The sequence below is a fragment of the Micromonospora sp. NPDC049679 genome (assembly GCF_040659735.1).
In the GTDB taxonomy this organism is placed as follows: Bacteria; Actinomycetota; Actinomycetes; order Mycobacteriales; family Micromonosporaceae; genus Micromonospora_I.
The window spans coordinates 132,320-152,573 of sequence record NZ_JBFANZ010000001.1 but is presented as its reverse complement, the minus strand read 5'-3'; the positions used below and the strand labels follow the sequence as shown (position 1 = coordinate 152,573).

Below are 20,254 nucleotides of genomic sequence, written 5' to 3'. Positions count from 1 at the left end.
GTGAAATTGCGCCGGCGGGCGCTGTCGGCCGCGCGCGCCCGGCCAGCCGACCAACGCCCCTTGCAATCCCGGTCGCAATTCACAGGGCCGCGTCGGGCGTGCGGAGCGTCACGCTCCGCACGCCCGTTCCGGTCAGGAGATATCCCGCCGGCGGGTGATCAGAGTGCCGATGATCCCGGTGACGGCCGCGTAGCCGATCAGCACGGCGGCGCCGGCCCAGCGGGGTGGGTTCCCCGGCAGATCCGTTCCGGAGACCATCAGCTGCGAGGCCAGGGGTGGCACGAAGAGTTGGACATTGTTGATCCAATCGCCGAACCGGTTGGCGAGGGTCGAGAAGAAGATGATCGCCCCGATGTAGCCCGCGAAGTACACGACGATCGCGGCGACCGTGGCCCCGATCTGGCTTCTGATCAGCACTCCGAAGCCGACCCCGATGATCGCCCACAGCAGGTAGGCGAGTCCGTTGAGCGCGATCGCCTGCCACACCCCGGGTGTACCCAGCTGCGGATCGACGTCCTGCCCCCGGAGGATCAGCATCCCGACCGGGATGTTGATCGCCGTGATGATCGCCCAGAAGAACAGGCCGAGGACGCACGCCGCGACGAACTTCGCCAGGATCACCGCGGTTCGGCGCGGTGAGGTGATGAACGTGGTGGTCGCCGTTTGATGGAAGAACTCGCTCGTCACCACGATGATGCCGAGGAGCATCACGATCAGCAGGCTGCTGAATTGACCGGTGGTGTACAGATTCGCGGCGATGTTCTTCACGTCCGCCGCCGCGGCCAGTTGCTCCGCCTGCTCCGGAGGCACCTCCCCGAGCCGCTCGGGGTGGAGCAGGGCGTCCGCCTGCAGGTAGTTGAAGAACAGGGCGAGTGCCCACAGCGGAAGGGTGATCAACGCGAACACCCACCACGTGCTGGTGGTCCGGATCTTGAGTAGTTCACTGCGTACGAGGTTCATCGGATGGCCGCCTTCCCCGCGGTGAGTTCCAGGAACACCCGCTCGAGGTCGGGACGATCGGTGGCGAGCTCGTGCAGCTCGACGCCCGCGGCGAGCGCCGCCCGGCCCACGGCCGGTGCGTCGACTCCGAGGACCAGCAGTGCACCGTCCTCAGCCGGTGTCACGGTGGCGTTCTGCGCGGTGAGGGCGGCGGTGAGCGCGTCGGCCTGCGGGGTGCGTACCCGCACGTGCGCGGCGCCGGACATCGAGCCCATCACCTGGTCGACCGGGCCCTGCGTGACGAGCTTGCCGGCCGCGATGATGACCAGGTCGTCGGCGAGGATCTGCATCTCCGAGAGCAGGTGGCTGGAGACCAGCACCGTGCGCCCCTGCGCGGCGAGCGACTTGAGCAGGTCGCGCATCCAGCGGATGCCCTCCGGATCCAGCCCGTTGGCGGGCTCGTCCAGGATCAGCACCTTCGGGTCGCCGAGCATCGCGGTGGCGATGCCGAGCCGCTGGCGCATGCCCAGCGAGTACCCCTTGAACTTGCGCTTCGCCGCCGGGGTCAGCCCGACCATCGCCAGGACGTCGTCGACCCGCTGGCGGGGCAGCCCCGCCGCTGCCGCGATCACCCGCAGGTGGTTCGCGCCGGTACGTCCCTTGTGTGCGCTCGACGCCTCCAGCACGGCGCCCACGTGGCGCAGCGGCTCGGCGAGGTCGCCGTAGCGCTGCCCACCGATCGTCGCGTTGCCGGCCGTCGGCGTGACCAGGTTCAGCACCATGCGCAGCGTCGTGGTCTTGCCGGCGCCGTTCGGGCCGAGGAAGCCGGTGACGCGACCGGGCTCCACGGTGAACGACAGGTTGTCGACCGCTCTGACGTTGCGGTACTGCTTAGTCAGACCGGAGACGACGATCTGTCCGTCGGACATGTCTCTCCTCCCGTGAGGGTGCCCACCGGGCACCGCCGCACAGCGTGGCCGCTCGGCGGGACAAGGTCAATCCGCAGGCAGACCCAGGCGTGTCTCCTTCGTGGGCATGAGTTGCTCGTCCTCGAGGGGAGGCCGCGGCCGGTGGGGCGCCGCCACGGAGCGCCGGCTACATCGCGATCCAGGTGGCCCGGGCGTACGCCAGCAGATCGCCGTCGGGTCCGTACAGCGTGGAGTGCACCAGCGCCTTGCGCCCCTCCACGCCCACCGACGCGCCCACCACCACGCACCGGGCCCCGGCCGGCGGCACTGCTCGGATGACCGTGGCCATCCGTCCCAGGACGTACGGACGTCCCGGCGCGATGACCGACCATCCGCCCGGACAGTCGAGCGCCGCCCAGACCGTCTCCGTGCCGGTCTCCGCCGGCAGCACGAGCGGCGCGGCGGTCCGTCCGTCCGGCAGCCTGCCGGGAAAGACGCGGAGGCCATCCTCCCGCCGCGGGCCGCAGACGTAGCAGGTGGGGAAGGGATGGTCGGTGAAGCCCGGATACGTCGCGGAGACCTCGACCGCGAGGTCGTACGGCACCGGCGGCACGACCGCGTCGAAGGCGTCAACCGGCACCGCCTCGGCGACCAGTCCGCCGTCCGGGTCGCGTACGGCGATCCCGGCGCCGTGCGGCGTCACCGCGAGAGTCCGGTCGAGCGGGGGCGGCAGGCGCAGGGTCACCTGCGCGGGAGCGTCGCCGCCGAGTTCGGCGCCGATCAGTCCTGCGGAGTATCCGCCGTTGCCGGAGCCGGGGGGTCCGTTGAACCGTCGCTCGATGATCACCGTTCGGCCTTCCGGTCGGATGCGCGCACAGGAGCGCGCCCACGATCGCACATCGACCAACGGCGTTCACCCGATCGACATCGAGTCCTTGGCATATCGCGATGTATCGCGTTACCGTACCGAGAGGGGGACCCGCGCATCGCCGGGTGGGCCGCGCCGCCGCGTAGGCTCACCCGGGCTCATCCCGAGGAGGCGTCATGGGCACGTGGACTGTGGACGGTCCGCAGCGGCTCACCTTCGACGAGCCCGTGAGCCGGCTCGACGTCTATCTGATCTCCGGGCGGCTCAATGTCGTCGCCACGGACGGCCCGGCGCGGGTCGAGATCACGCACGCGGGACGCAAACCGATCATCGTCGAGCAGCGCGACGGACGCCTCTCCCTGCGCCACGAGCGGATGCCGGGGTGGCCCGGTCTGCTGTGGTGGGTCTCCCAACTCGGCCGCCGGTTCCGCGTCGACGTCTCGATCGCGATTCCGCCCCACGTCCGGGCCGATCTCCACATGATCCACGGCTCGGTGATCGCCTCAGGGCTGCGCGAGGCGACCCACGTCGACGTCACCTCGGGCCAGGTGACCCTGATGGGGCTCGCCGGCCGCACCAGCGCCAAGCTCGTCTCCGGCCCGGTCGAGGCGCTCGGCGTCGCCGGCGACCTCACCCTGGAGACGGTTTCCGGCGAGTTGATCCTCGCCGACAGCTCCGCCGAGCGGGTGCACGCCCGCACGGTCTCCGGATCGATCACCTGCGACCTGGACAACCCCCGGGAGAGCGAGATCCGGCTCGCCACCACCTCGGGCAGCGTGACCGTACGGGTCCGGGAGGACAGCGACCTCACCGTGCGCCTGCACACCACCTCCGGCCGGATCACCAGCGCCTTCCCGCAGCTTCGCGCGGCGCAGGGGCCGAGCTGGTCCACGGAGAGCGCGGGTGTGATCGGCGACGGCGCGGGCAAACTCTGGGCGACCACGACCTCCGGCGGCATCACGCTGCTCTCCCGGCCGGTGGATGACGATCTCGACGAGGAGCCGGTGTGACCGCCGTCTTCAGCCACGGCCGGTTGCGGCTCTACCTGCTCAAGCTCCTCGACGACGGCCCGAAGCACGGGTACGAGCTGATCCGGCTGCTGGAAAACCGGTTCCTCGGCCTCTACGCGCCGAGCGCCGGCACCATCTATCCGCGGCTGCAGCGGATGGAGGTGGAAGGGTTGGTGACGCACACCGCCGCCGGGGGTCGCAAGGTCTACGAGATCACCGATGCCGGGCGGGCCGAGCTGCGCCAGCGGGCCGGCGAGCTGGCGGCGCTGGAATCGGACATCCGGGCCTCGGTCGAGGATCTGACGACCCTGGCCGGTGAGATCCAGAGCGAGGTGCGGGGTTCGGTACGGGACCTGAAGCGCGAACTGCGGGAGGCGACGCGGGAGACCCGCCGCGCTCGCTGGGAGCCGCCGCGGACGAGGTCGACGGCGCCGCCCCGGCCCGGCGCCGAGTACGGGCAGCCCGGGCCGACCACGCCGCCGGACCCGGCGGAGGAGCTGGACCGACACGTCGTGGCGTTCGGCGCCGAGCTGCGCGAGCTGATCCGGGACGCCCGGTTGACCGAGACGCAGGTGCGCATGGTGGTCACCGCGCTGCAGAGCACGCTCGCCGCGCTGCGACGGCTGCTGCGCTGAGCGTTCTCCGCGCTGGCGGCGCTTTCAGGTAGTTTTCAGCAACCCCTCAGCCGGGCCCCAGTCGCCGGGTCGAAGATGGGTGCATGGCCGCACCGCAGACCGAGGCGAGACTGCTCGTCGTCGAGGACGATCCCAACATCCTCGAATTGCTCTCCGCCAGCCTGCGGTTCGCCGGCTTCGACGTGGCGACCGCGACCAGCGGCAGCGCGGCGGTCGACGCGGCGAAGGAACGCCGCCCCGACCTCGTGGTGCTCGACGTCATGCTCCCCGACCTCGACGGGTTCGAGGTGCTGCGGATGATGCGCGAGTCGGGCACCCGTACCCCGGTGGTCTTCCTGACCGCGCGGGACGCGACCGACGACAAGATCCGGGGCCTCACGCTCGGCGGCGACGACTACGTGACCAAGCCGTTCAGCCTCGAGGAACTCACCGCCCGGATCCGGGCCGTGCTGCGGCGCACCGCCACCGGCGAACCGGCCACCGCCCGGCTCACCTTCGCCGACCTCGAGCTCGACGAGGAGACCCACGAGGTCTACCGCGGTGGCCAGCGGGTGCAGCTCTCGCCGACGGAGTTCAAGCTGCTGCGCTACCTGATGCTCAACGCCAACCGGGTGCTGTCGAAGGCGCAGATCCTCGACCACGTCTGGAACTACGACTTCCGCGGTGACGACAACATCGTCGAGTCCTACATCTCCTACCTGCGCCGCAAGATTGACAACACGCAGCCGCGGCTGATCCACACCCTGCGCGGTGTCGGGTACGTCCTGCGCAAACCCGCGGCGTGAACGGCGGGCGTCGGTGGGCGCGGCTCCGCGGCATCCCCCTGCGCGTCAAACTGGTCGCCTCGGTCCTCGCGCTGATGGCGGCCGGCCTCGTCGTGATCAGCGCCGGCAGCGCGGTCGCGCTCCGCAGCTATCTCGTCGGCCAGATCGACTCCGAACTCAAGTCGTACGTGGGCACGCTGCGCGCGGTCACCCTGACCGTTCCGCCCGGCTCGACCACCGAGGTCCGACCCCCCACCGATTACCTGATCGTCGTCATCGACGAGGTGGGCAACGTCGACGGACCGGTCTACGACCGGCGGCTGGCGTCGAACGACCTGCCGCCGCTGCCGACCGACCCGAACGGCTTCGAACAGCAGCGGGGTGAGTTCCATACGGAGCGGGCCCGCGACGGCGCGCTGCGGTGGCGGATGTACTACGCCAAACTCCCGAGCGGGCAGTTCATCGGGGTGGGGCAGAACCTGCGCGACGTCGACCGCGCGGTCGGTCAACTGATCTGGATCGACGTGCTGGTGGGCGGGGTCGCCCTGATCGTCCTGGCGTCGCTCGGCGCGGCCCTCGTCCGGACCAGCCTCAAGCCCCTCGTCGCGATCGAGCAGACGGCGGCGGCGATCGCCGCCGGCGACCTGAGTCGCCGGGTACCCGACCCCGAGCCCGGTCAGCCGGAGCCGCAGACCGAGCTGGGACGCCTCTCCCGCGCGCTCAACGCGATGCTCGCCCAGATCGAGGCGGCGTTCACCGCCCGGGCCGCGTCCGAGACGGCAGCCCGCACCGCGGAGGCGGCGGCCCGCGACGCGGCGATCGCCGCGCAGTCCTCCGAGGCACGGGCCCGCCGTTCCGAGGAGCGGATGCGGCAGTTCGTCGCCGACGCGTCGCACGAGCTGCGGACGCCCCTGACCACGATCCGCGGCTTCGCGGAGCTCTACCGGCAGGGAGCGGCCGGATCCCCGGAAGAGACCGCCCGGCTGGTCCGGCGGATCGAGGACGAGGCGGCGCGGATGGGACTCCTCGTCGAGGACCTGCTGCTGCTCGCCCGGTTGGACCGGGAGCGCCCCCTGGCGCTCGCCCCGGTCGAGTTGCGCGTGCTCGCCAGCGACGCCGTGCAGGCGGCCCGCGCGGTCGCACCCGAGCGGACGATCCGGCTCGAGGTCGCGCCGCAGGCCGGCCCGCTGGTGGTGCTCGCCGACGACGGTCGGCTCCGCCAGGTGCTCGGCAACCTGATGACCAACGCGATCACGCACACGCCGCCGGAGGCCTCGGTCACGCTGCGGTTGCGCACCGAGCCGGGCAGCCTGGCCGTGATCGAGGTCGTTGACACGGGCCAGGGACTCCCGCCCGAGCACGCCGAACGCGTCTTCGAACGCTTCTACCGCGCCGACGCCGCCCGTACTCGCCGCACGGGGGGCGCGACCGGGACGGGACTCGGCCTCGCCATCGTGGCCGCGTTGGTCTCCGCACAGGCGGGCAGCGTCGAGGTGGAAAGCACGCCGGGGCAGGGGACGACCTTCCGGGTGAAGCTGCCGCTGGCGTCGGAGTCCGACTCCGCCATCGATGAGCCCTGATTCACAGAGAACTTCCAGCCACGTACAAGGTGAGTCGCAGTAGCAGGGGGCAAGGTAGACACCATGAGCGAGCACGAGACGAACCCGCAGCGGCAGCCGGCGAATCCTGGTGATGCGCCGTCGCAGCCCACCACCGAGCTGCCCCGCGTGGAGCGGGAGCAGTCCGACTCGATCACCCAGCCGTTCGCGCAGCCCACCGGGGCGCCGGAGCCGTTCGCGCAGCCCGCCGGGGCGCCGGAGCAGCGAGCCGCGACACCGGAGCAGCCGGCGACCGCGTCGGCGCACCAGGCCGAGCAGCCCGCTCCGGCTCCGCACCAGCCGGCCGCTCCGTTCCCGCCGAACCCGTGGCACGGTCAGCACCCGCAGCCGTACGCGGGGCAGCCGTACCCCGGCGCGCAGCGGCCGGGTGGCTGGACGGGTTACCCCGGACCCGCCCCGCACGGCGGAGTACCCCCGCAGCCGCCGTACCTCGGTGGTGGCGGCCAGCCGCCGGTCTGGGCGCAGCAGCCCGGTGCGGGCGCAGCGGCCCCCGGCCCCGGCCGGGTTGCCAAGGTCGCCGCTGCCGGCGCCGCCGCTCTGGTGCTCATGATCGGTTCCGGCATCGCCGGCGGCGCCGCGGCGCTCGCGTTGACCGACAACATCGGCGTCTCCGCCGACAGAAGCGCCGCCTCCGCCCCGGTGATCAACCGCTCGTCGCTCGCCGAGATCGCCTCCAAGGTGCAGAACAGCGTGGTCTCGATCTCCACGGGCAGCGGCGAGGGCTCGGGCGTCGTGCTCTCCGCCGACGGCTACATCCTGAGCAACAACCACGTGGTGCAGAGCGCGCGGGGCAACAACGTCAGCGTGGTCTTCGCCAACGGGAAGAACGTCCCGGCCAAGGTCGTCGGTACGGACCCGAAGACGGACCTCGCCGTGGTGAAGGCCGAAGGGGTTTCCGACCTGACCGCGGCGAAGTTCGGTGACAGCAGCGCGATGCAGGTGGGCGACACCGTGCTGGCGCTCGGCAGCCCGCTGGGGCTGCAGGGGTCGGTGACCGCGGGCATCATCAGTGCGGAGAATCGGACCATCCAGGCTGGCGGAGAGCAGGAGACCCCCTTCTCGTCGGGTTCCCCGGGCACCTCGATGTCCGGTCTGCTGCAGACCGACGCGCCGATCAACCCGGGCAACTCCGGTGGCGCCCTGGTCAACACGAACGGTGAGGTGATCGGCATCAACACCGCGATCGCCACGTCCGGGCAGAGCCAGGGCAACATCGGTGTCGGCTTCGCGATCCCGAGCAACAAGGCCAAGGCGGTCTCGGAGGCGCTCCGCAAGGGTGAGAAGGTCAGCCACCCGTTCATCGGCGTGAGCGTTTCCCGCGGTCCGAACGGCGGCGCGGTGGTCGGCGCGGTCACTGCCGGCGGCCCGGCCGACAAGGCGGGCCTGCAGAAGGGGGACATCATCACGAAGTTCGACGGCAAGGCGGTCAACGACTCGGACGGCCTGGTTTCGGCGGTGCAGTCCGGCAAGGTCGGCGACCGCGCCACGGTGACGTACACCCGAAACGGCGCGGAGCGCACGGCAACCGTGACGCTGGCCGAAGCGTCCTAAGAAGGTACCCGGAGCATTCAGGGGCGAGCACTCGTCGCTCAACGGACTTTCACCTCCTCCCCACAAGCGGCGGGTGGTGTGACCAAGGGGGTTGGTCGCACCACCCGCCGTTCCTCTATGGAGTCAGACCCCTGCGTCCATGAGGTGCGCTCTATGTTTTCGGCATGCGCATCGAGACCTTCTCCGATCGTTTCGCGGTCCCCGCCCCGCCCGACCGGGTCTACGCACACCTCGCCGAACCGGCCAACCACATCGGCCTGTCACCGCTGATCGTCGCCGTCCGCGACGTGCTCCGGAAAACCGACGCCACGGGGCGCGAGGTCGTCCGGTATGTCGCGGTGGAGCGCTTCGCGATCCTCGGTCCGCTGCGGTACGACAACCTGCTGCGTGTGACGCAGACCGGCACCGTACCCGGGCGTCAGCTCGTGATGGAGGTGCTGAGCTCCGCCCGGGTGACGGTGCGCTTCGTCTTCGACATCGAGCCGGCTGAAGCCGGTTCACTCGTCACCGCCACGGTGACCTTGCGGATGCCGACGCTGTTGCGGGGATATGTTCTCCGCACGGCCGCGCGGGTGCAGGCGTTCCGGGCGCGGGCACTGGCCGACCGGATGGCGGGCCGTACCGCCTAGTGCGTCTGCCGGCATCGGGCCGTCCGGCGCTGCGCGGCCGCCATCGGGCGCTTCCCGGTGGCGGTGCCCGTCCGGACGCCGGACGATGGCGGCAGGAGGTGGTCGCCATGGTCGCCATCGCCACCGACCGGCTGACGAAGGTCTTCCACGACGGGACCGTCGCGGTCGACGACGTGAGCATCGAGGTCCGGTCGGGTGAGTTCATGGTCCTGCTGGGGCCGACCGGCTGCGGCAAGTCGACGATCCTGCGGCTCGTCGCCGGCCTGGAGGAGGCGACCAGCGGGCACGTCCTGCTCGATGGTGTGGTCGCCGACCGGGTCAGCGCCCGTGAGCGACGGGTCGCGATGGTGTTCCAGGACTACCCGCTCTATCCGCACCTCACGGTCGCCCAGAACATCGGCTTCCCGTTGCGGGCGGCACACGAGCCACCGGTCGACGTCGCCGGGCGGGTCGCCGAGGTCGCCGAGCATCTGGGCATCACGGAGCTGTTGCGACGACTCCCCGGTCATCTCTCCGGCGGTCAGCGCCAGCGCGTCGCCATGGCCCGAGCCATCATCCGCCGACCGCGGGCCTTCCTGCTCGACGAGCCGCTGTCCAACGTGGATGCCGGGTTACGCGCGGAACTCCGCGCCGACGTGGCGACGCTCGCACGGCGGTTGGCGGTCACCACGCTCTACGTCACGCACGACCAGTCCGAGGCGCTGGCCATGGCGGATCGGGTCGCGATCCTGCGCCGGGGCCGGCTCGAACAGTCCGGCCCGCCCGCGCAGGTGTACGCCGACCCCACGACCGTTTTCGTCGCGGCGTTCCTCGGCACGCCGCGGACCAGTCTCCTGCAGGCGGCGGTCTACGCCGACAGCGGACGCGTCGTGCTCGACCTGGGACCGCAGGTGATCGAACTGCCGCGCGACGACCCGCGGCTGGCGTCGTTGGCCCGGTGGCACACGGATCGGGTCACCGTGGCGCTGCGGGCCGACGCGCTCACTCCGGTCGCGGACGCCACGCCCGGACCGTTGCTGCGTGGCGCCGTACGGATGGTGGAGAACCTGGGACACGAGGCATTGGTGCACCTCGCGACCGGGATGCTCCCGACGTCGGGCGCCGAGACGCGGCTGGAGCTGCCGGACCCCGCACGACATCTGTCGCAGGTCCTTGCCGAGGAGCCGCCGTCCGGGCAGCCGCTGCGGCACACGCTCGCCCGGATGATCCCGAGACAGCGGCAGGATGAGCCGCCGGCGACGGCCCGTACCGAATTCGGGTTCTACCCGGCCTACGACCCGGCATTGCCCGGTGAGCCGCCCGCCGCGGGCGAGATCGTGGTCCGGGTTCCCGCGCCGGCGTTGCCGCGCGAGGGGGAGCAGATGACCCTCGCCGTCGATCTCGACCGGATGCTGCTCTTCGACCGCACGGGCGCCCGCATCCGCCTCCGCTAGCCCCCGCGCGCCCGCCCCCTGCGCCCGCGCCCGTCTCTCTGCGTCGATCAGGGGCGTATGCGCACGGAACGATCTCCCGCGGTGTGAATTTGACCTTGATCGACGGGAAAGTCCTTGATCGACGGTGCGGAGCCGGGGCTGGACAGCAACAGTTAACAGTCCACGCACGCGAGCCGGGCGAGCGCGGCGTCGAGCCCGTCCGCGTACGCGTCGGTGATGGCGCCCTCGGTGGCGCGGACCGCGACCTTCTCCCGAAGCTCGGCGATCGCCCGGGTCGGGTCGACCGCCCCGCGGGTGAGCGCGGACCGCAGGTTGCGGAGGAGGTTCTGCAGGTCCGTGCCGGCGTCCGGGCGGATCGCCCCGTCGGCCACCCCTTCGGTGATGAGGTCGCCCACCTGGTCCAGCGTCCCGCGCACGCTGGGCATGCCGGTGTGCGGCGCCGCCGGCCGGGAGCCTGCGGGACTCGGCGCCCCGGGCACAGCGGAGGCGGTCCCGGTGGGTGGCGGTGATGCCGGAGCCGCGGTCGACGGGTTGGGCCCCCGCGCGTCCGACGGCGGTCTGTGCACAGCGGAGCCGACGAGGAAGGCGGCGGCGAGCGCGAGGGCACCGGCCGCGACGAGCCCGGCGACCCGGCGGGGTGACGAAGGCGTTCCCTGGTCGGCCGGCCGGAGTTGTCCGCGCAGGGCCGCCCCGACCTGCCGCGCGGTGGGACGCTCGACCGGGTCGTGCGAGAGGCACCGCAGGCAGATCTCGGCGACCGGCGGCGGTAGCCCGGGCACCCCGGTCAGGGGCGGGATCTCGTTGCGCAGGGCCTCGGTGAGGTCGTCCCAGGTTTCGACGGGGTACGGCGGTCGGCCGGTCAGCGTCTCGTAGAGCAGCACGCCGAGCGAGTACGTGTCGGTGGCGGGTTGGGCCGGCCTGCCGTCGAGCCGTTCGGGGGCGACGTAGGCGGGGGTGCCGAAGCTGTCGCCCTCCTCGTCCTCGTCGGGGGCGCCGACGCGGGCGGCGATGCCGAAGTCCAGCACCTTCGCGCCGGTCGCGGTCATCATGATGTTCGCCGGTGTGACGTCGCGGTGCACGATGCCGATCCGGTGTGCGGCGGCGAGTCCTTGCGCGACCTGTGCGCAGATCTCGACCGCCTCGGCCCAGGGCAGCGGGCCGCCGGTGAGCCGCGCCTCCAGGGACTCCCCGTCGAGCAGTTCCATGACCACGAACGCGGTGACATCGCCGTCTCCGGCGATCGTCTCGCCGTAGTCGTGGACCGCCGTCACGTGCGGGTGGACGAGTTGCGCGGCGGCGCGCGCCTCGTCGCGGACCATCGCCCGGAACCGCGCGTCGGCCGCCAGTTCGGCGGCGAGCACCTTCACGGCGACGATGCGGCCGAGGGCCTCGTCATGGGCGCGCCAGATGACGGACATTCCACCGGCGCCGATCCGGTCGATGAGGCGGTACCTGCGGGCGAGCAGGTCACCCGCGTGCAGCGATGGCATCGTTCGTCGCACCTGCCCGGTGGATGGAGGTCGTATCAGGCTCCGTGAATCGGTACGTCATGTCAACGGCGGGTTGATCGGCCGGCGCCGGGCCCCGCCGTCGACCACCGGTAACACCTGCGTGACAGGATGAACGCCATGCTCAAGGGGCCGGTGGCGTTCGTACTCGGTGGTGGCGGCGTGCTCGGCGCGGTCGAGGTCGGCATGCTCCGCGCGCTGTTCCGGGCCGGCATCCGGCCGGACCTCGTCCTCGGCACCTCGATCGGCGCGGTCAACGGCGCACTGGTCGCCGCGGACCCCACCGAGGGCGTCACCGATCGGCTGGTGCGGCTCTGGGCGTCGCCGGAGGCGAGCGAGGTGTACGGCGACTCCGTCGCCCGTCAACTGCGCCGCTTCGCCGCCCGTACGCACCTGCACTCGCCTCGCCCGTTGCGGCGGTTGCTGGAGCGTGAGGTGGGGGAGGAGACCACCTTCGCCGATCTGTTGGTGCCGTTCCGCTGCTGCGCGGCGAGCATCGAGCGCGCCGCGGAGCACTGGTTCGACAGCGGACGGGTCGTGGACGCCGTGCTCGCCTCCGCGTCTGTGCCGGGGCTGCTGCCGCCCGCCGAGATCGACGGCGAGCACTTCGTCGATGGCGGCATCGTCAACTCGATCCCGATCGGAGAGGCGGTGCACGCCGGCGCGAAGGTGGTCTTCGTCCTCCAGGTCGGGCGGATCGAGCGTCCGCTGACTCCGGCCCGGCGGCCGTGGGAGGTGGCGCAGGTGGCGTTCGAGATCGCCCGACGGCACCGCTTCGCCCGGGAATTGGCGGCGCTCCCCGACGATGTAGCCGTGCACGTGTTGCCGACCGGCGGTGGCGAACCGCGTGACGACACCCCGTGGGCCTACCGGGACATGGCCGCGGTGGGCCGACGCATCAGCCGCGCGTACACCGCCTCCCGCCGCTACCTGTCCGAATTGGACGGTGCCTGATGCCGATGCCTCCGAGGTGGCTGCGGCGGTTGCTCCTCGGGCCCGCCGTGGTCTTCCTCGCCGGCCTCGTGCTGACGACCCTGCCGGTCTGGCTGCTGCTCGCCGCCGCGGTCTCGCCGTTGGTCCCCGGTCATCTACGTCCGCTGCGGCTGCTCTGGATCGCCGTGGTCTACCTGGTCTGGGACGCCGCCGCGCTGGTCGCCCTCTTCGTGCTCTGGCTCGCCTCCGGTTTCGGCCGGTGGGCGCGGAGCCAGGCGTTCCAGCGCGCCCACTACGTGCTCGCCGGCTGGTTCCTGACCGTGCTGTTCTGGCAGGCCCGGTGGACGCTGCGGCTGCGGATCGAGGTGGTCGGCACCGACCCGGACACCGCTCAGCCGGGCCGTCCCGAGCTGGTGGTCTGCCGGCACGCGGGGCCCGGCGACTCGTTCATCCTGATCCACGCCCTGGTCAACTGGTTCGACCGCGAGCCGAGGATCGTGCTCAAGGACTCGCTGCAGTGGGACCCGGCCGTGGACGTGCTGCTCAACCGGCTGCCCAACCGTTTCATCGCGCCCGGTGGCGAGGGTGGCCCGCCGCTGGAGGAGCACGTCGGGCAGTTGGCGACCGGGCTGGACGACAACGACGCCTTCGTGATCTTCCCCGAGGGCGGCAACTTCACGCCGGGGCGGCGCACGCGGGCGATCGACCGGCTGCGCGCGCTCGGCCTGGAAAAGATGGCGCAACGGGCTGAGGCGATGCGGCACGTGCTCGCGCCCCGGCCGGGCGGCCTGCTCGCCGCACTGGACGCGGCGCCGGACGCCGGGGTCGTCTTCGTGGCGCACACCGGGCTGGACCGGATGCTCACGGCGGCCGATGTGTGGCGCGAACTGCCGATGGATAAGCAGATCACGATGCGGTTCTGGTCCGTCCCACGCGAGGAGGTGCCGGCAGGGCGGCAGCAGCGCATCGACTGGCTGTATGACTGGTGGGCGCGGATCGACGAGTGGATCGAGGCCAACCGAACCCTGGTTCCGGGAAAGTAGGTGCCGATGGAACAGATCTCCGTGGTGACGACCGTGGTCGACGCCCGGTCCGTGGCGGACGTGCTCGCGGCGTCGGCGGTGGCCGGCCGACTGGCCGCCTGCGCGCAGATCGCCGGCGCGGTGGAGAGCACGTACTGGTGGGACGGGCGGATGGAGACCTCGCAGGAGTGGTCGTTGCAGTTCAAGACCGCGAACGACCGGGTCGACACGCTCGTCACCTACCTGCGCACCGCGCACCCGTACGACGTGCCCGAGATCCTGGTGATCCCGGTGAGCAGCGGCAACCCGGACTACACGGCCTGGGTCCACCAGCACACCCGGCCCTGACCGGCTGAGTACCCGCACTCTGTGCCGGCTGGCGCGGGGGCGACAGGATGCTGGCGTGACCAGTCCGACCAGCCCTTATCCCTGCGTGGTCTGCGGTGCTCCCGCGACCCTCGCCGCGCCCTGCCCGGGCTGCGGACGCGCGCCCGACCCCGCGGCCGCCGAGGTGATCCGCCTCGACGGCGAGATCCACGCGCTGAACGTCCGGGTCGAGCAGGCCCGGCAGGCGTACGCGACGCTCGCCGCCACCCTCCACGACCTGCGGCAGCGCCGCAACGACCTGGCCACCCGGGTGCGGGCGGCCGCGTTCGTCGCGGGTCCGGCGCCGGCGCGGCTCGGCCCGCCACCGACCACCGGGGTACGCCCCGAAGCCTCCACCCGGACCGTCCAGAACCTGCTGTTCATTCTCGGTGGGCTGCTGCTCGGCACAGCGGCGGTGGTCTTCACGGCGGTCGCGTGGGCGACCTTCGGGATCGCCGGGCGGGCCGTGATCCTCGCCGTTCTCACCGTGCTGACGCTGGCCGCACCGCCGCTCGCGCTGCGCCGGTCGCTGACCGCCACGGCCGAGACGTTCGCGGCGGTCGGGCTGCTGCTGGTGCTCCTCGACGGCTACGCGGCCTGGTATGTCGATCTGCTCGGGGTCGCCGGTTGGCCGGGCACCCGCTACGCCGCGCTGGTCTGCGCGGTGACCGCCGCGGTCGCCATGGGCTACACCCGGCTCACCGGCCTGGCCGCACCGCGCTTCGCCGCCCTCGTCGCGGCGCAACCCGTCCTCCCGCTGCTCGCCGTCGTTCCGATCACGCACGTCGCCGGCGCGTCGCTGGTGCTCGCCGCGACGGCGGCGCTGGACCTGGCGCTGATCCGGCGGGTACGCGGCGCCGGCGTCGCCCACGCGGTGCGGATCACCGCCTGGGTCGCGTACGCCGCCCTGCTGGTGGAGGCGACGCGGGCCGCCTTCGTCGCGCTGGCGGCGGTCCGGGGCGTCGGCGCGGGCGTACCGCTGGTCGTCGTCGCACTGCTGCTGGTGGCCGGCGGTGTGGTGGCCCGCAGCGCGATGTTCCAGGCCGTCGCCGGGGGCGCGCTGGTGATGGCGGTCGCCGCGGCGGCCCTGCGCCCGGTGGCCGAACTCCGCGGTTCGCTGCTGCTGGGCAGCGCCCTGGTCGTGGTGGGGCTCGTCGCAGCGGTCGCGGCGGCCGGGCGCTTCCTCCCGACCGCGGTACAGCCGGGTCCGCGCGTCGCCGGCCACGTCCTGGTCGGCGTGCTGGCCGGGGTGGTGACCGTGATGACGCTGGTGGTGGCCGCCGCGACCGTGCTCCGCACCGGTCTCCTCCGCGCCGACCTCTTCCCCGCCGACGTCTTCCGGCCCCATTTCGGGATCGGCGGGATCCCCTTCGACTGGCAACTGCCCGTGGCGGTGGTCCTGGCCGCGGTGGGGCGTGCCGTGCTGCTGCCGCGCGCCGCCCGTCCCGCCGTCCTGGTCAGCGGCGCCGCGTTCGCCGTACTCGCTCTGCCGGCCGCCGTCGATCTCCCCGGGTGGGCGGTGCCGGCGCTGGACCTGATCGCGGCCGCCGCGCTGCTGCTCGCCGCCGTCCGACAGCGCGCGGATGGGACAGCCCTGGTCTGCGCGGGCGCCGGATGGCTCCTGACCGGCCACGCCGTCCTGGCGGCGCTCACCCGGCCCGCGATCGCCGCGACCGTGTTCGCGGCGGTGGCACTGACCGGTCTTCTCGCCGCGCTCCCCGTACCCCGACCGTCCACATCAGGTGAGACGGCCCGGCATCGACGGGTCATCGCCGGCGTGGCGCTGACGGTCGCGCTCCTCGCCGTGCCGGCCGGCGTGACGGCCACCCTCGTCGCCGCGGGCGCCGCCCCCCAGTGGCAGGCCCGGGGTGCGATGGCGGCGGCGGCACTCCTGCTCGGCGCGTCGGTCGCGCTCCGGCGGCGCTACCTGTCGTACACCACCGTCGCGCTCGTCGTCGCGGCGCTCGTGCCCGCCATGTGGCCCAGGATCGCGTGGACCGGCGAGCCGCAGGACTGCTATGCGGCGCTCGGCGTACTCCTGCTCGCTGTCGGCCTGCTGCTCGGCCCCCCGGATGGGGTGCGGGTGGCGCTCCGGGTCGGCGCGGCCCTGCTGCTGCTCCGGGCCGCCCTGCCGGCGGTGCCGGCGCTCGGGGCCGTACTCGCCGCTCCGTACCGGTGGCTGGGCGCGATCTGGACGGGCGCGCCGCACGGGGTGGGGCTCGGTCCGGCCGGCGGGGAGGCGGTCGGCGCCACCACGCCCGCGGTGCTGATCCTGCTCACCGCGGCGGCCGCAGTCACCGGGTGGGCCCACGGACGGGCCCGTCGGGCGCTCATGACGGCGTTGCCCGTCGCCGCGGCGGCGCTGCCGGTGACCCTGACGGCGATCGGCGCAGCCTGGCCGACCGTGCCGGCGGTCGCGCTCGTCCTCGGGCTCGCCGCCCTGCTCGGCGCGGCGCTGGCCGCACCCCGGCTACGGATCGCGCCGATCGGCGTACCGCTGGGGGTGGTGCTGACCGGCGCCGGGCTGGCCGGGGCGCTCCCGCTGAAGGGCACCACGCTCGCCGCTCTGGGGCTGGCCATCGTCGCCGCCGGCGCGGCGGGGGCGGCCGGGCGTACCCGGCTCGCCCGGACCGCCGGGTGGCTCGCCGCGGTCGCGGTCGGCGTGACCCTCGCGGTGGTCGCGTCCCGCGCCGCCGATCTGCCGCTGCACGCCGCGGCCTTCGCGGTGCTGGCGGTGGCCGCGCTGGCGCTCGCCCTCGGCGCGACGCTCGCCGCGCGACGCCCGCTGGAGGCGGTGGCGATCGAGGCGGCGGGCCACGGCGGGGCGCTCGTCGCCCTGCTGCTGACCGGCGACGCGATCCGGCACGGCGCGGCCGTCTGCACCCTGTGGGGCGTCGCCCTCGGCACGCGGGCGCTGCGTTCGTGGCGTGCCGGCGCCGATCCGCGTTCGGACCTGCAGCGGCCGCGCGTCCTCGCGACGATGGCCGGCGGCGCCGAACTGTTCGGCTGGTGGCTGCTGCTCGCCGGCGCGCAGGTCGCGGTGCCCGAGGCCTACACGCTGCCGGCCGCGCTGGCCGCCCTGGTCGCCGGGGGGTTCGCCCTGCGGTCGCGGCCGCAGTTGACCAGCTGGATCGCGTACGGGCCGGGGCTCGCCGCGGCGCTGCTCCCCACGCTCGGCACGATCCTCGTCACCGACGGCCAGCCACTGCGTCGCCTGCTGCTCGGTGCGGGCGCCGTCCTCGTGGTCCTGGTCGGCGCGCAGCAGCGCCGCCAGGCCCCGGTGCTGCTCGGCGGGGCGGCCCTGGTCGTGCTCGCCCTGCACGAGTTGGCCGCCGTCTGGGACCTGCTGCCCCGCTGGATCTACCTCGCCGCCGGCGGGTTCGCGCTGATCGCGCTCGCGATGACGTACGAGCGACGCCGGCGCGACCTGCTGCGACTGCGCGGCGCGGTGGGCCGGATGACCTGAACGGGGGTACGGGAGGTAGGGCTGTCCCTACCTCCCGTACGGGGGTTCCCGGGGTTATCGACCGCGAGGATCCACCGGAGACTGTCCCTCAGTGGCGTCGCGGTGTCGTTGGTCAGTTCCCGAACAGACCGGGCAGCGAGTCGGGGGCCTCGACGGTCTCGGCCGCGGCCGGCTTGGTCGCGGTGACCGGCGCGCCGAAGTTGGAGTAGGTGGTGTTGAGGGTGCCGAGCGCCGGGGCGATCGTGGTGAGGTCGACGGTCAGCCGGGTCAGCCGCCCCTGTCCGTCGACGGCGGCGGTGAACGGCACGGCCTTGGCCTTGTCGCCGAGCGCGGCGATCGCCGCCGTGTTGATTGTCGGCGCCTTGGTCAGGTCGAGGGTGCCGCGGAAGCTGCCCTCGCCGGTTCGCTCGACGTCGGCCATACCCTTGATCATCTTGCTCGCGCCGGCCGGGTCGCCCTGCGGCATGATGTCGAAGTTGCCGCCCGCCAGCTTCGCCGCGTCGACGTGCATCCACTTGTTCTGCACGTTCGGCATGCCGGTGAGCTTGACGTAGGCGTCCTTGTCCACGGCGATGATCTCGGTCGTCACCGGCTTGCCGTTGGTGGCCAGGTTCATGGTCATCGTCGCCCTGTTGCGGACCGGGTCCAGGCTGCCGTTGGCCTTGAGGCCGGTCATCTCCATCGCCACCGTCACGGTGTCGTTGTTGAGCTTCTGCGCGGCGGCGGTCAGCTCGTCCGCGGCGCTGTTCGACGCGCTGTTCGACGCGGACGAGCTTGTGCTGGGGGTGGCGCTGCCACTGGCGCCCGCGCCCGGCGTGCCGGTCGGGGCGGCGCATCCGGCGACGCCGATGCTCAGGGCGGCGACGAGGCCGAGCCCGGTGGTGGTCAGCCGTCGAGTGTGCATCTGATCCTCATTCCGATCGGGGCGGGCGGTCCGGCGGTGGTCCGGGGACCCGGCGGGGGGTGCCGGCGGCTCCGAAGCAGCGATACCCGGTGTGGGCGAATTTGACACGCTCCGCCGCATCGAATCACATGCATGCACCGCGGAGGCCCTGCCGGGCGCGGAGCACCAGGCGCACGCCCCACACCAGCGCGGACGGTAAGGTCTGCGCATGGCACAGGTGCTCGACGCCGATGCGGTGCGCGTCGCACTCGCCGGCCTGGACGGTTGGACCGGCGATCCGGCGGGCATCAGCCGCACGGCCCAACTACGCACGTTTCCCGACGCGATCGCCGTGGTGGCCCGGGTGGCCGTGGTCGCCGAGGAGTTGGACCACCACCCCGATATCGACATCCGCTGGCGGACGCTCACCTTCCGGTGCGCCACACACTCCGCCGGAGGGGTCACCGACCGTGACATTGAGCTGGCCCGGCACATCGACCAGCTCGTCGCAGAGCAGGGCTGACCGGGAGAACGCGTGAGATTCGAAGTCAGCAAGGTGTTCGACGCGATCGAACAGCGCCTGAGCACCGACCCGGCGGCCGCCCGCGCCGTGATCGACCTCGCCGAGGTGGTCCGCTACGTCGACCTCGACGGGGGTCGGCCGGCGAGCATGCTGCGGCTCGGGATGGTGATCGACGCGCTCGGACGGACGGTCGCCGAGGAAAACGTCCCGGTCTACCTGGTCGTGCACAAGGGGCTGCTCTCCGACGCCGACCTGACCTCCAACGAGCGGATGGTGGCCCGACGCTGGGCCGACGACGGCCTGGCCGAGGTGCTGCCCAACCCCGCCGACCGGGTGCTCGAGGTCGCCGACCTGCTGGGACTGCCGGTGCTCAGCCGGAACCGTTTCGACGGGCTGGCCGGACGCTATCCGTGGCTGACCGCGCAGTCCGGCCGGCTCATGGCCCCGCTGCCGGGAGCCGGTGGCCCCGTTCTCGTCGCCCGGGTCGGCAACGCCCCGGCGCCAGCGGTCGCGGACCCGTCGCCGGTCGGCGCCAAGCTGCTGGCCCGACTCTGGCGCTGCCCGGACCCCGAGTGCTCCAGCTTCGGCTCGATGCGGATCGGACGCCCCGGCGGGCAACCGCCGCCGACCCTGCGCACCGGCTCCCCGACCTGCCCCCGCCACGACCAACGGCTCGCCGACGGTGGTCCGCGGCCGACGGCGGAGGTGCTCGCGGTCCGGATCGACGGGGCGGTGCGCCAGCGCTTCGTCGTCGCCGGCGACCAGCCCGTCTTCGTGGGACGGGCGCCGGAGCAGGGCGGCGGGATCACGCTGGGCCAGTGGTTGACCGAGGAGGCGCGGCGCTGGATCAGTCGTAGCCACGTCCGCTTCGAGCTGCGCGGCACCGAACTGGTCGCGCAGGACGTCAGCACGAACGGCACGGGCATCCGCCCCGGCGGTTCACTGAACGACGATGACCGGATCACGTTGAAGCGGCAGGCGCGCCCGCTCGCGCCGACGGATTTCGTGGAGCTCTATCCGGGAGTGCAGATCGGCCGGGCGCGGAACTGGACCTCCGGCGGCGTGGTCAACCCGGCGTCGGTGATGGCCGAAGCCCCCACCATGGCCATGCGCACCCTCGACCGCTGACCCTCGACCGCGCCCACGCATCAGGGACCTGTCCACCCCGCAAGGAGTGAACAGGTCCCTGATCGACGC

The 20,254-nt window shown here is 72.7% G+C and carries 18 protein-coding genes; 13 read left to right on the top strand and 5 right to left on the bottom strand.

Annotation, left to right across the window (positions count from 1 at the left end):
- Positions 1-132: 132 nt before the first annotated feature.
- The 3 genes from AB0J06_RS00700 to AB0J06_RS00690 form a co-directional block, all read right to left on the bottom strand.
- Positions 133-960, bottom strand: a complete 828-nt coding sequence (locus tag AB0J06_RS00700) for an ABC transporter permease (RefSeq protein WP_357423067.1) — start codon at positions 958-960, stop codon at positions 133-135.
- Positions 957-1,868, bottom strand: a complete 912-nt coding sequence (locus tag AB0J06_RS00695; protein WP_357423065.1) for an ABC transporter ATP-binding protein — start codon at positions 1,866-1,868, stop codon at positions 957-959. Before AB0J06_RS00695 ends, AB0J06_RS00700 begins: the two co-directional genes overlap by 4 nt.
- Positions 1,869-2,034: 166 nt before the next feature.
- Entirely contained in the window at positions 2,035-2,694 is a 660-nt protein-coding gene (locus AB0J06_RS00690) for a hypothetical protein (protein ID WP_357423063.1), read from the bottom strand.
- Positions 2,695-2,891: 197 nt separating this feature from the next.
- On the opposite strand from AB0J06_RS00690, the gene AB0J06_RS00685 reads away from it, so the two are divergent.
- The 7 genes from AB0J06_RS00685 to AB0J06_RS00655 all read left to right on the top strand — a co-directional run bounded on the left by AB0J06_RS00685 (position 2,892) and on the right by AB0J06_RS00655 (position 10,356).
- The gene (locus tag AB0J06_RS00685; protein ID WP_357423060.1) at positions 2,892-3,725 is read left to right on the top strand and encodes a DUF4097 family beta strand repeat-containing protein; all 834 of its coding nucleotides are present in this window, start codon (positions 2,892-2,894) and stop codon (positions 3,723-3,725) included.
- On the top strand, positions 3,722-4,360 hold the full coding sequence (locus AB0J06_RS00680; RefSeq protein WP_357423058.1) for a PadR family transcriptional regulator: 639 nt from the start codon (positions 3,722-3,724) through the stop codon (positions 4,358-4,360). The genes AB0J06_RS00685 and AB0J06_RS00680 overlap by 4 nt, the downstream gene beginning before the upstream one ends.
- Before the next feature lie 83 nt (positions 4,361-4,443).
- Complete coding sequence (locus AB0J06_RS00675; protein ID WP_357423056.1) at positions 4,444-5,145, top strand: response regulator transcription factor; 702 nt, start codon at positions 4,444-4,446, stop codon at positions 5,143-5,145.
- Positions 5,142-6,704: a HAMP domain-containing sensor histidine kinase gene (locus AB0J06_RS00670; RefSeq protein ID WP_357423054.1), complete on the top strand. Its 1,563-nt coding sequence runs from the start codon at positions 5,142-5,144 to the stop codon at positions 6,702-6,704. Before AB0J06_RS00675 ends, AB0J06_RS00670 begins: the two co-directional genes overlap by 4 nt.
- Positions 6,705-6,767: 63 nt before the next feature.
- Positions 6,768-8,294: a trypsin-like peptidase domain-containing protein gene (locus tag AB0J06_RS00665; RefSeq protein ID WP_357423052.1), complete on the top strand. Its 1,527-nt coding sequence runs from the start codon at positions 6,768-6,770 to the stop codon at positions 8,292-8,294.
- A gap of 164 nt (positions 8,295-8,458) precedes the next feature.
- The gene (locus AB0J06_RS00660; protein ID WP_357423050.1) at positions 8,459-8,923 is read left to right on the top strand and encodes an SRPBCC family protein; all 465 of its coding nucleotides are present in this window, start codon (positions 8,459-8,461) and stop codon (positions 8,921-8,923) included.
- A 107-nt stretch (positions 8,924-9,030) separates the two neighbouring features.
- Complete coding sequence (locus AB0J06_RS00655) at positions 9,031-10,356, top strand: ABC transporter ATP-binding protein (RefSeq protein ID WP_357423048.1); 1,326 nt, start codon at positions 9,031-9,033, stop codon at positions 10,354-10,356.
- Between the two features lie 152 nt (positions 10,357-10,508).
- On the opposite strand, the gene AB0J06_RS00650 is transcribed toward AB0J06_RS00655, so the two are convergent.
- Positions 10,509-11,846, bottom strand: a complete 1,338-nt coding sequence (locus tag AB0J06_RS00650) for a serine/threonine-protein kinase (RefSeq protein WP_357423046.1) — start codon at positions 11,844-11,846, stop codon at positions 10,509-10,511.
- 138 nt (positions 11,847-11,984) lie between these two features.
- Between AB0J06_RS00650 and AB0J06_RS00645 the strand changes: the two genes are divergently transcribed.
- The 4 genes from AB0J06_RS00645 to AB0J06_RS00630 are packed head-to-tail and all read left to right on the top strand — an operon-like array spanning position 11,985 to position 17,651.
- On the top strand, positions 11,985-12,818 hold the full coding sequence (locus tag AB0J06_RS00645; protein WP_357423044.1) for a patatin-like phospholipase family protein: 834 nt from the start codon (positions 11,985-11,987) through the stop codon (positions 12,816-12,818).
- Positions 12,818-13,840, top strand: coding sequence for a 1-acyl-sn-glycerol-3-phosphate acyltransferase (locus AB0J06_RS00640; RefSeq protein WP_357423042.1), 1,023 nt, complete (start codon positions 12,818-12,820; stop codon positions 13,838-13,840). Before AB0J06_RS00645 ends, AB0J06_RS00640 begins: the two co-directional genes overlap by 1 nt.
- A gap of 6 nt (positions 13,841-13,846) precedes the next feature.
- Positions 13,847-14,167 (top strand): divalent-cation tolerance protein CutA, encoded by a 321-nt coding sequence (cutA, locus tag AB0J06_RS00635; protein WP_357423040.1) that lies wholly within the window; start codon positions 13,847-13,849, stop codon positions 14,165-14,167.
- 55 nt (positions 14,168-14,222) lie between these two features.
- Positions 14,223-17,651, top strand: a complete 3,429-nt coding sequence (locus AB0J06_RS00630) for a hypothetical protein (protein ID WP_357423038.1) — start codon at positions 14,223-14,225, stop codon at positions 17,649-17,651.
- Between the two features lie 112 nt (positions 17,652-17,763).
- On the opposite strand, the gene AB0J06_RS00625 is transcribed toward AB0J06_RS00630, so the two are convergent.
- A complete protein-coding gene (locus AB0J06_RS00625; protein ID WP_357423036.1) occupies positions 17,764-18,555 on the bottom strand; it encodes a hypothetical protein in 792 nt (263 codons plus the stop codon).
- Positions 18,556-18,763: 208 nt separating this feature from the next.
- Here AB0J06_RS00625 and AB0J06_RS00620 point away from each other — a divergent pair, with 208 nt between their 5' ends.
- A complete protein-coding gene (locus AB0J06_RS00620) occupies positions 18,764-19,057 on the top strand; it encodes a 4a-hydroxytetrahydrobiopterin dehydratase (RefSeq protein WP_357423034.1) in 294 nt (97 codons plus the stop codon).
- Between the two features lie 12 nt (positions 19,058-19,069).
- On the top strand, positions 19,070-20,185 hold the full coding sequence (locus AB0J06_RS00615) for an FHA domain-containing protein (protein WP_357423032.1): 1,116 nt from the start codon (positions 19,070-19,072) through the stop codon (positions 20,183-20,185).
- Positions 20,186-20,254: the final 69 nt, after the last annotated feature.

Coding starts and splice junctions, on each gene's coding strand:
- AB0J06_RS00620 (WP_357423034.1), top strand. CDS start 18,764: ATGGCACAGGTGCTCGACGCCGATGCGGTGCGCGTCGCACTCGCCGGC.
- AB0J06_RS00655 (WP_357423048.1), top strand. CDS start 9,031: ATGGTCGCCATCGCCACCGACCGGCTGACGAAGGTCTTCCACGACGGG.
- AB0J06_RS00645 (WP_357423044.1), top strand. CDS start 11,985: ATGCTCAAGGGGCCGGTGGCGTTCGTACTCGGTGGTGGCGGCGTGCTC.
- AB0J06_RS00675 (WP_357423056.1), top strand. CDS start 4,444: ATGGCCGCACCGCAGACCGAGGCGAGACTGCTCGTCGTCGAGGACGAT.
- AB0J06_RS00665 (WP_357423052.1), top strand. CDS start 6,768: ATGAGCGAGCACGAGACGAACCCGCAGCGGCAGCCGGCGAATCCTGGT.
- AB0J06_RS00695 (WP_357423065.1), bottom strand. CDS start 1,868: ATGTCCGACGGACAGATCGTCGTCTCCGGTCTGACTAAGCAGTACCGC.
- cutA (WP_357423040.1), top strand. CDS start 13,847: ATGGAACAGATCTCCGTGGTGACGACCGTGGTCGACGCCCGGTCCGTG.
- AB0J06_RS00625 (WP_357423036.1), bottom strand. CDS start 18,555: ATGCACACTCGACGGCTGACCACCACCGGGCTCGGCCTCGTCGCCGCC.
- AB0J06_RS00650 (WP_357423046.1), bottom strand. CDS start 11,846: ATGCCATCGCTGCACGCGGGTGACCTGCTCGCCCGCAGGTACCGCCTC.
- AB0J06_RS00640 (WP_357423042.1), top strand. CDS start 12,818: ATGCCGATGCCTCCGAGGTGGCTGCGGCGGTTGCTCCTCGGGCCCGCC.
- AB0J06_RS00685 (WP_357423060.1), top strand. CDS start 2,892: ATGGGCACGTGGACTGTGGACGGTCCGCAGCGGCTCACCTTCGACGAG.
- AB0J06_RS00660 (WP_357423050.1), top strand. CDS start 8,459: ATGCGCATCGAGACCTTCTCCGATCGTTTCGCGGTCCCCGCCCCGCCC.
- AB0J06_RS00700 (WP_357423067.1), bottom strand. CDS start 960: ATGAACCTCGTACGCAGTGAACTACTCAAGATCCGGACCACCAGCACG.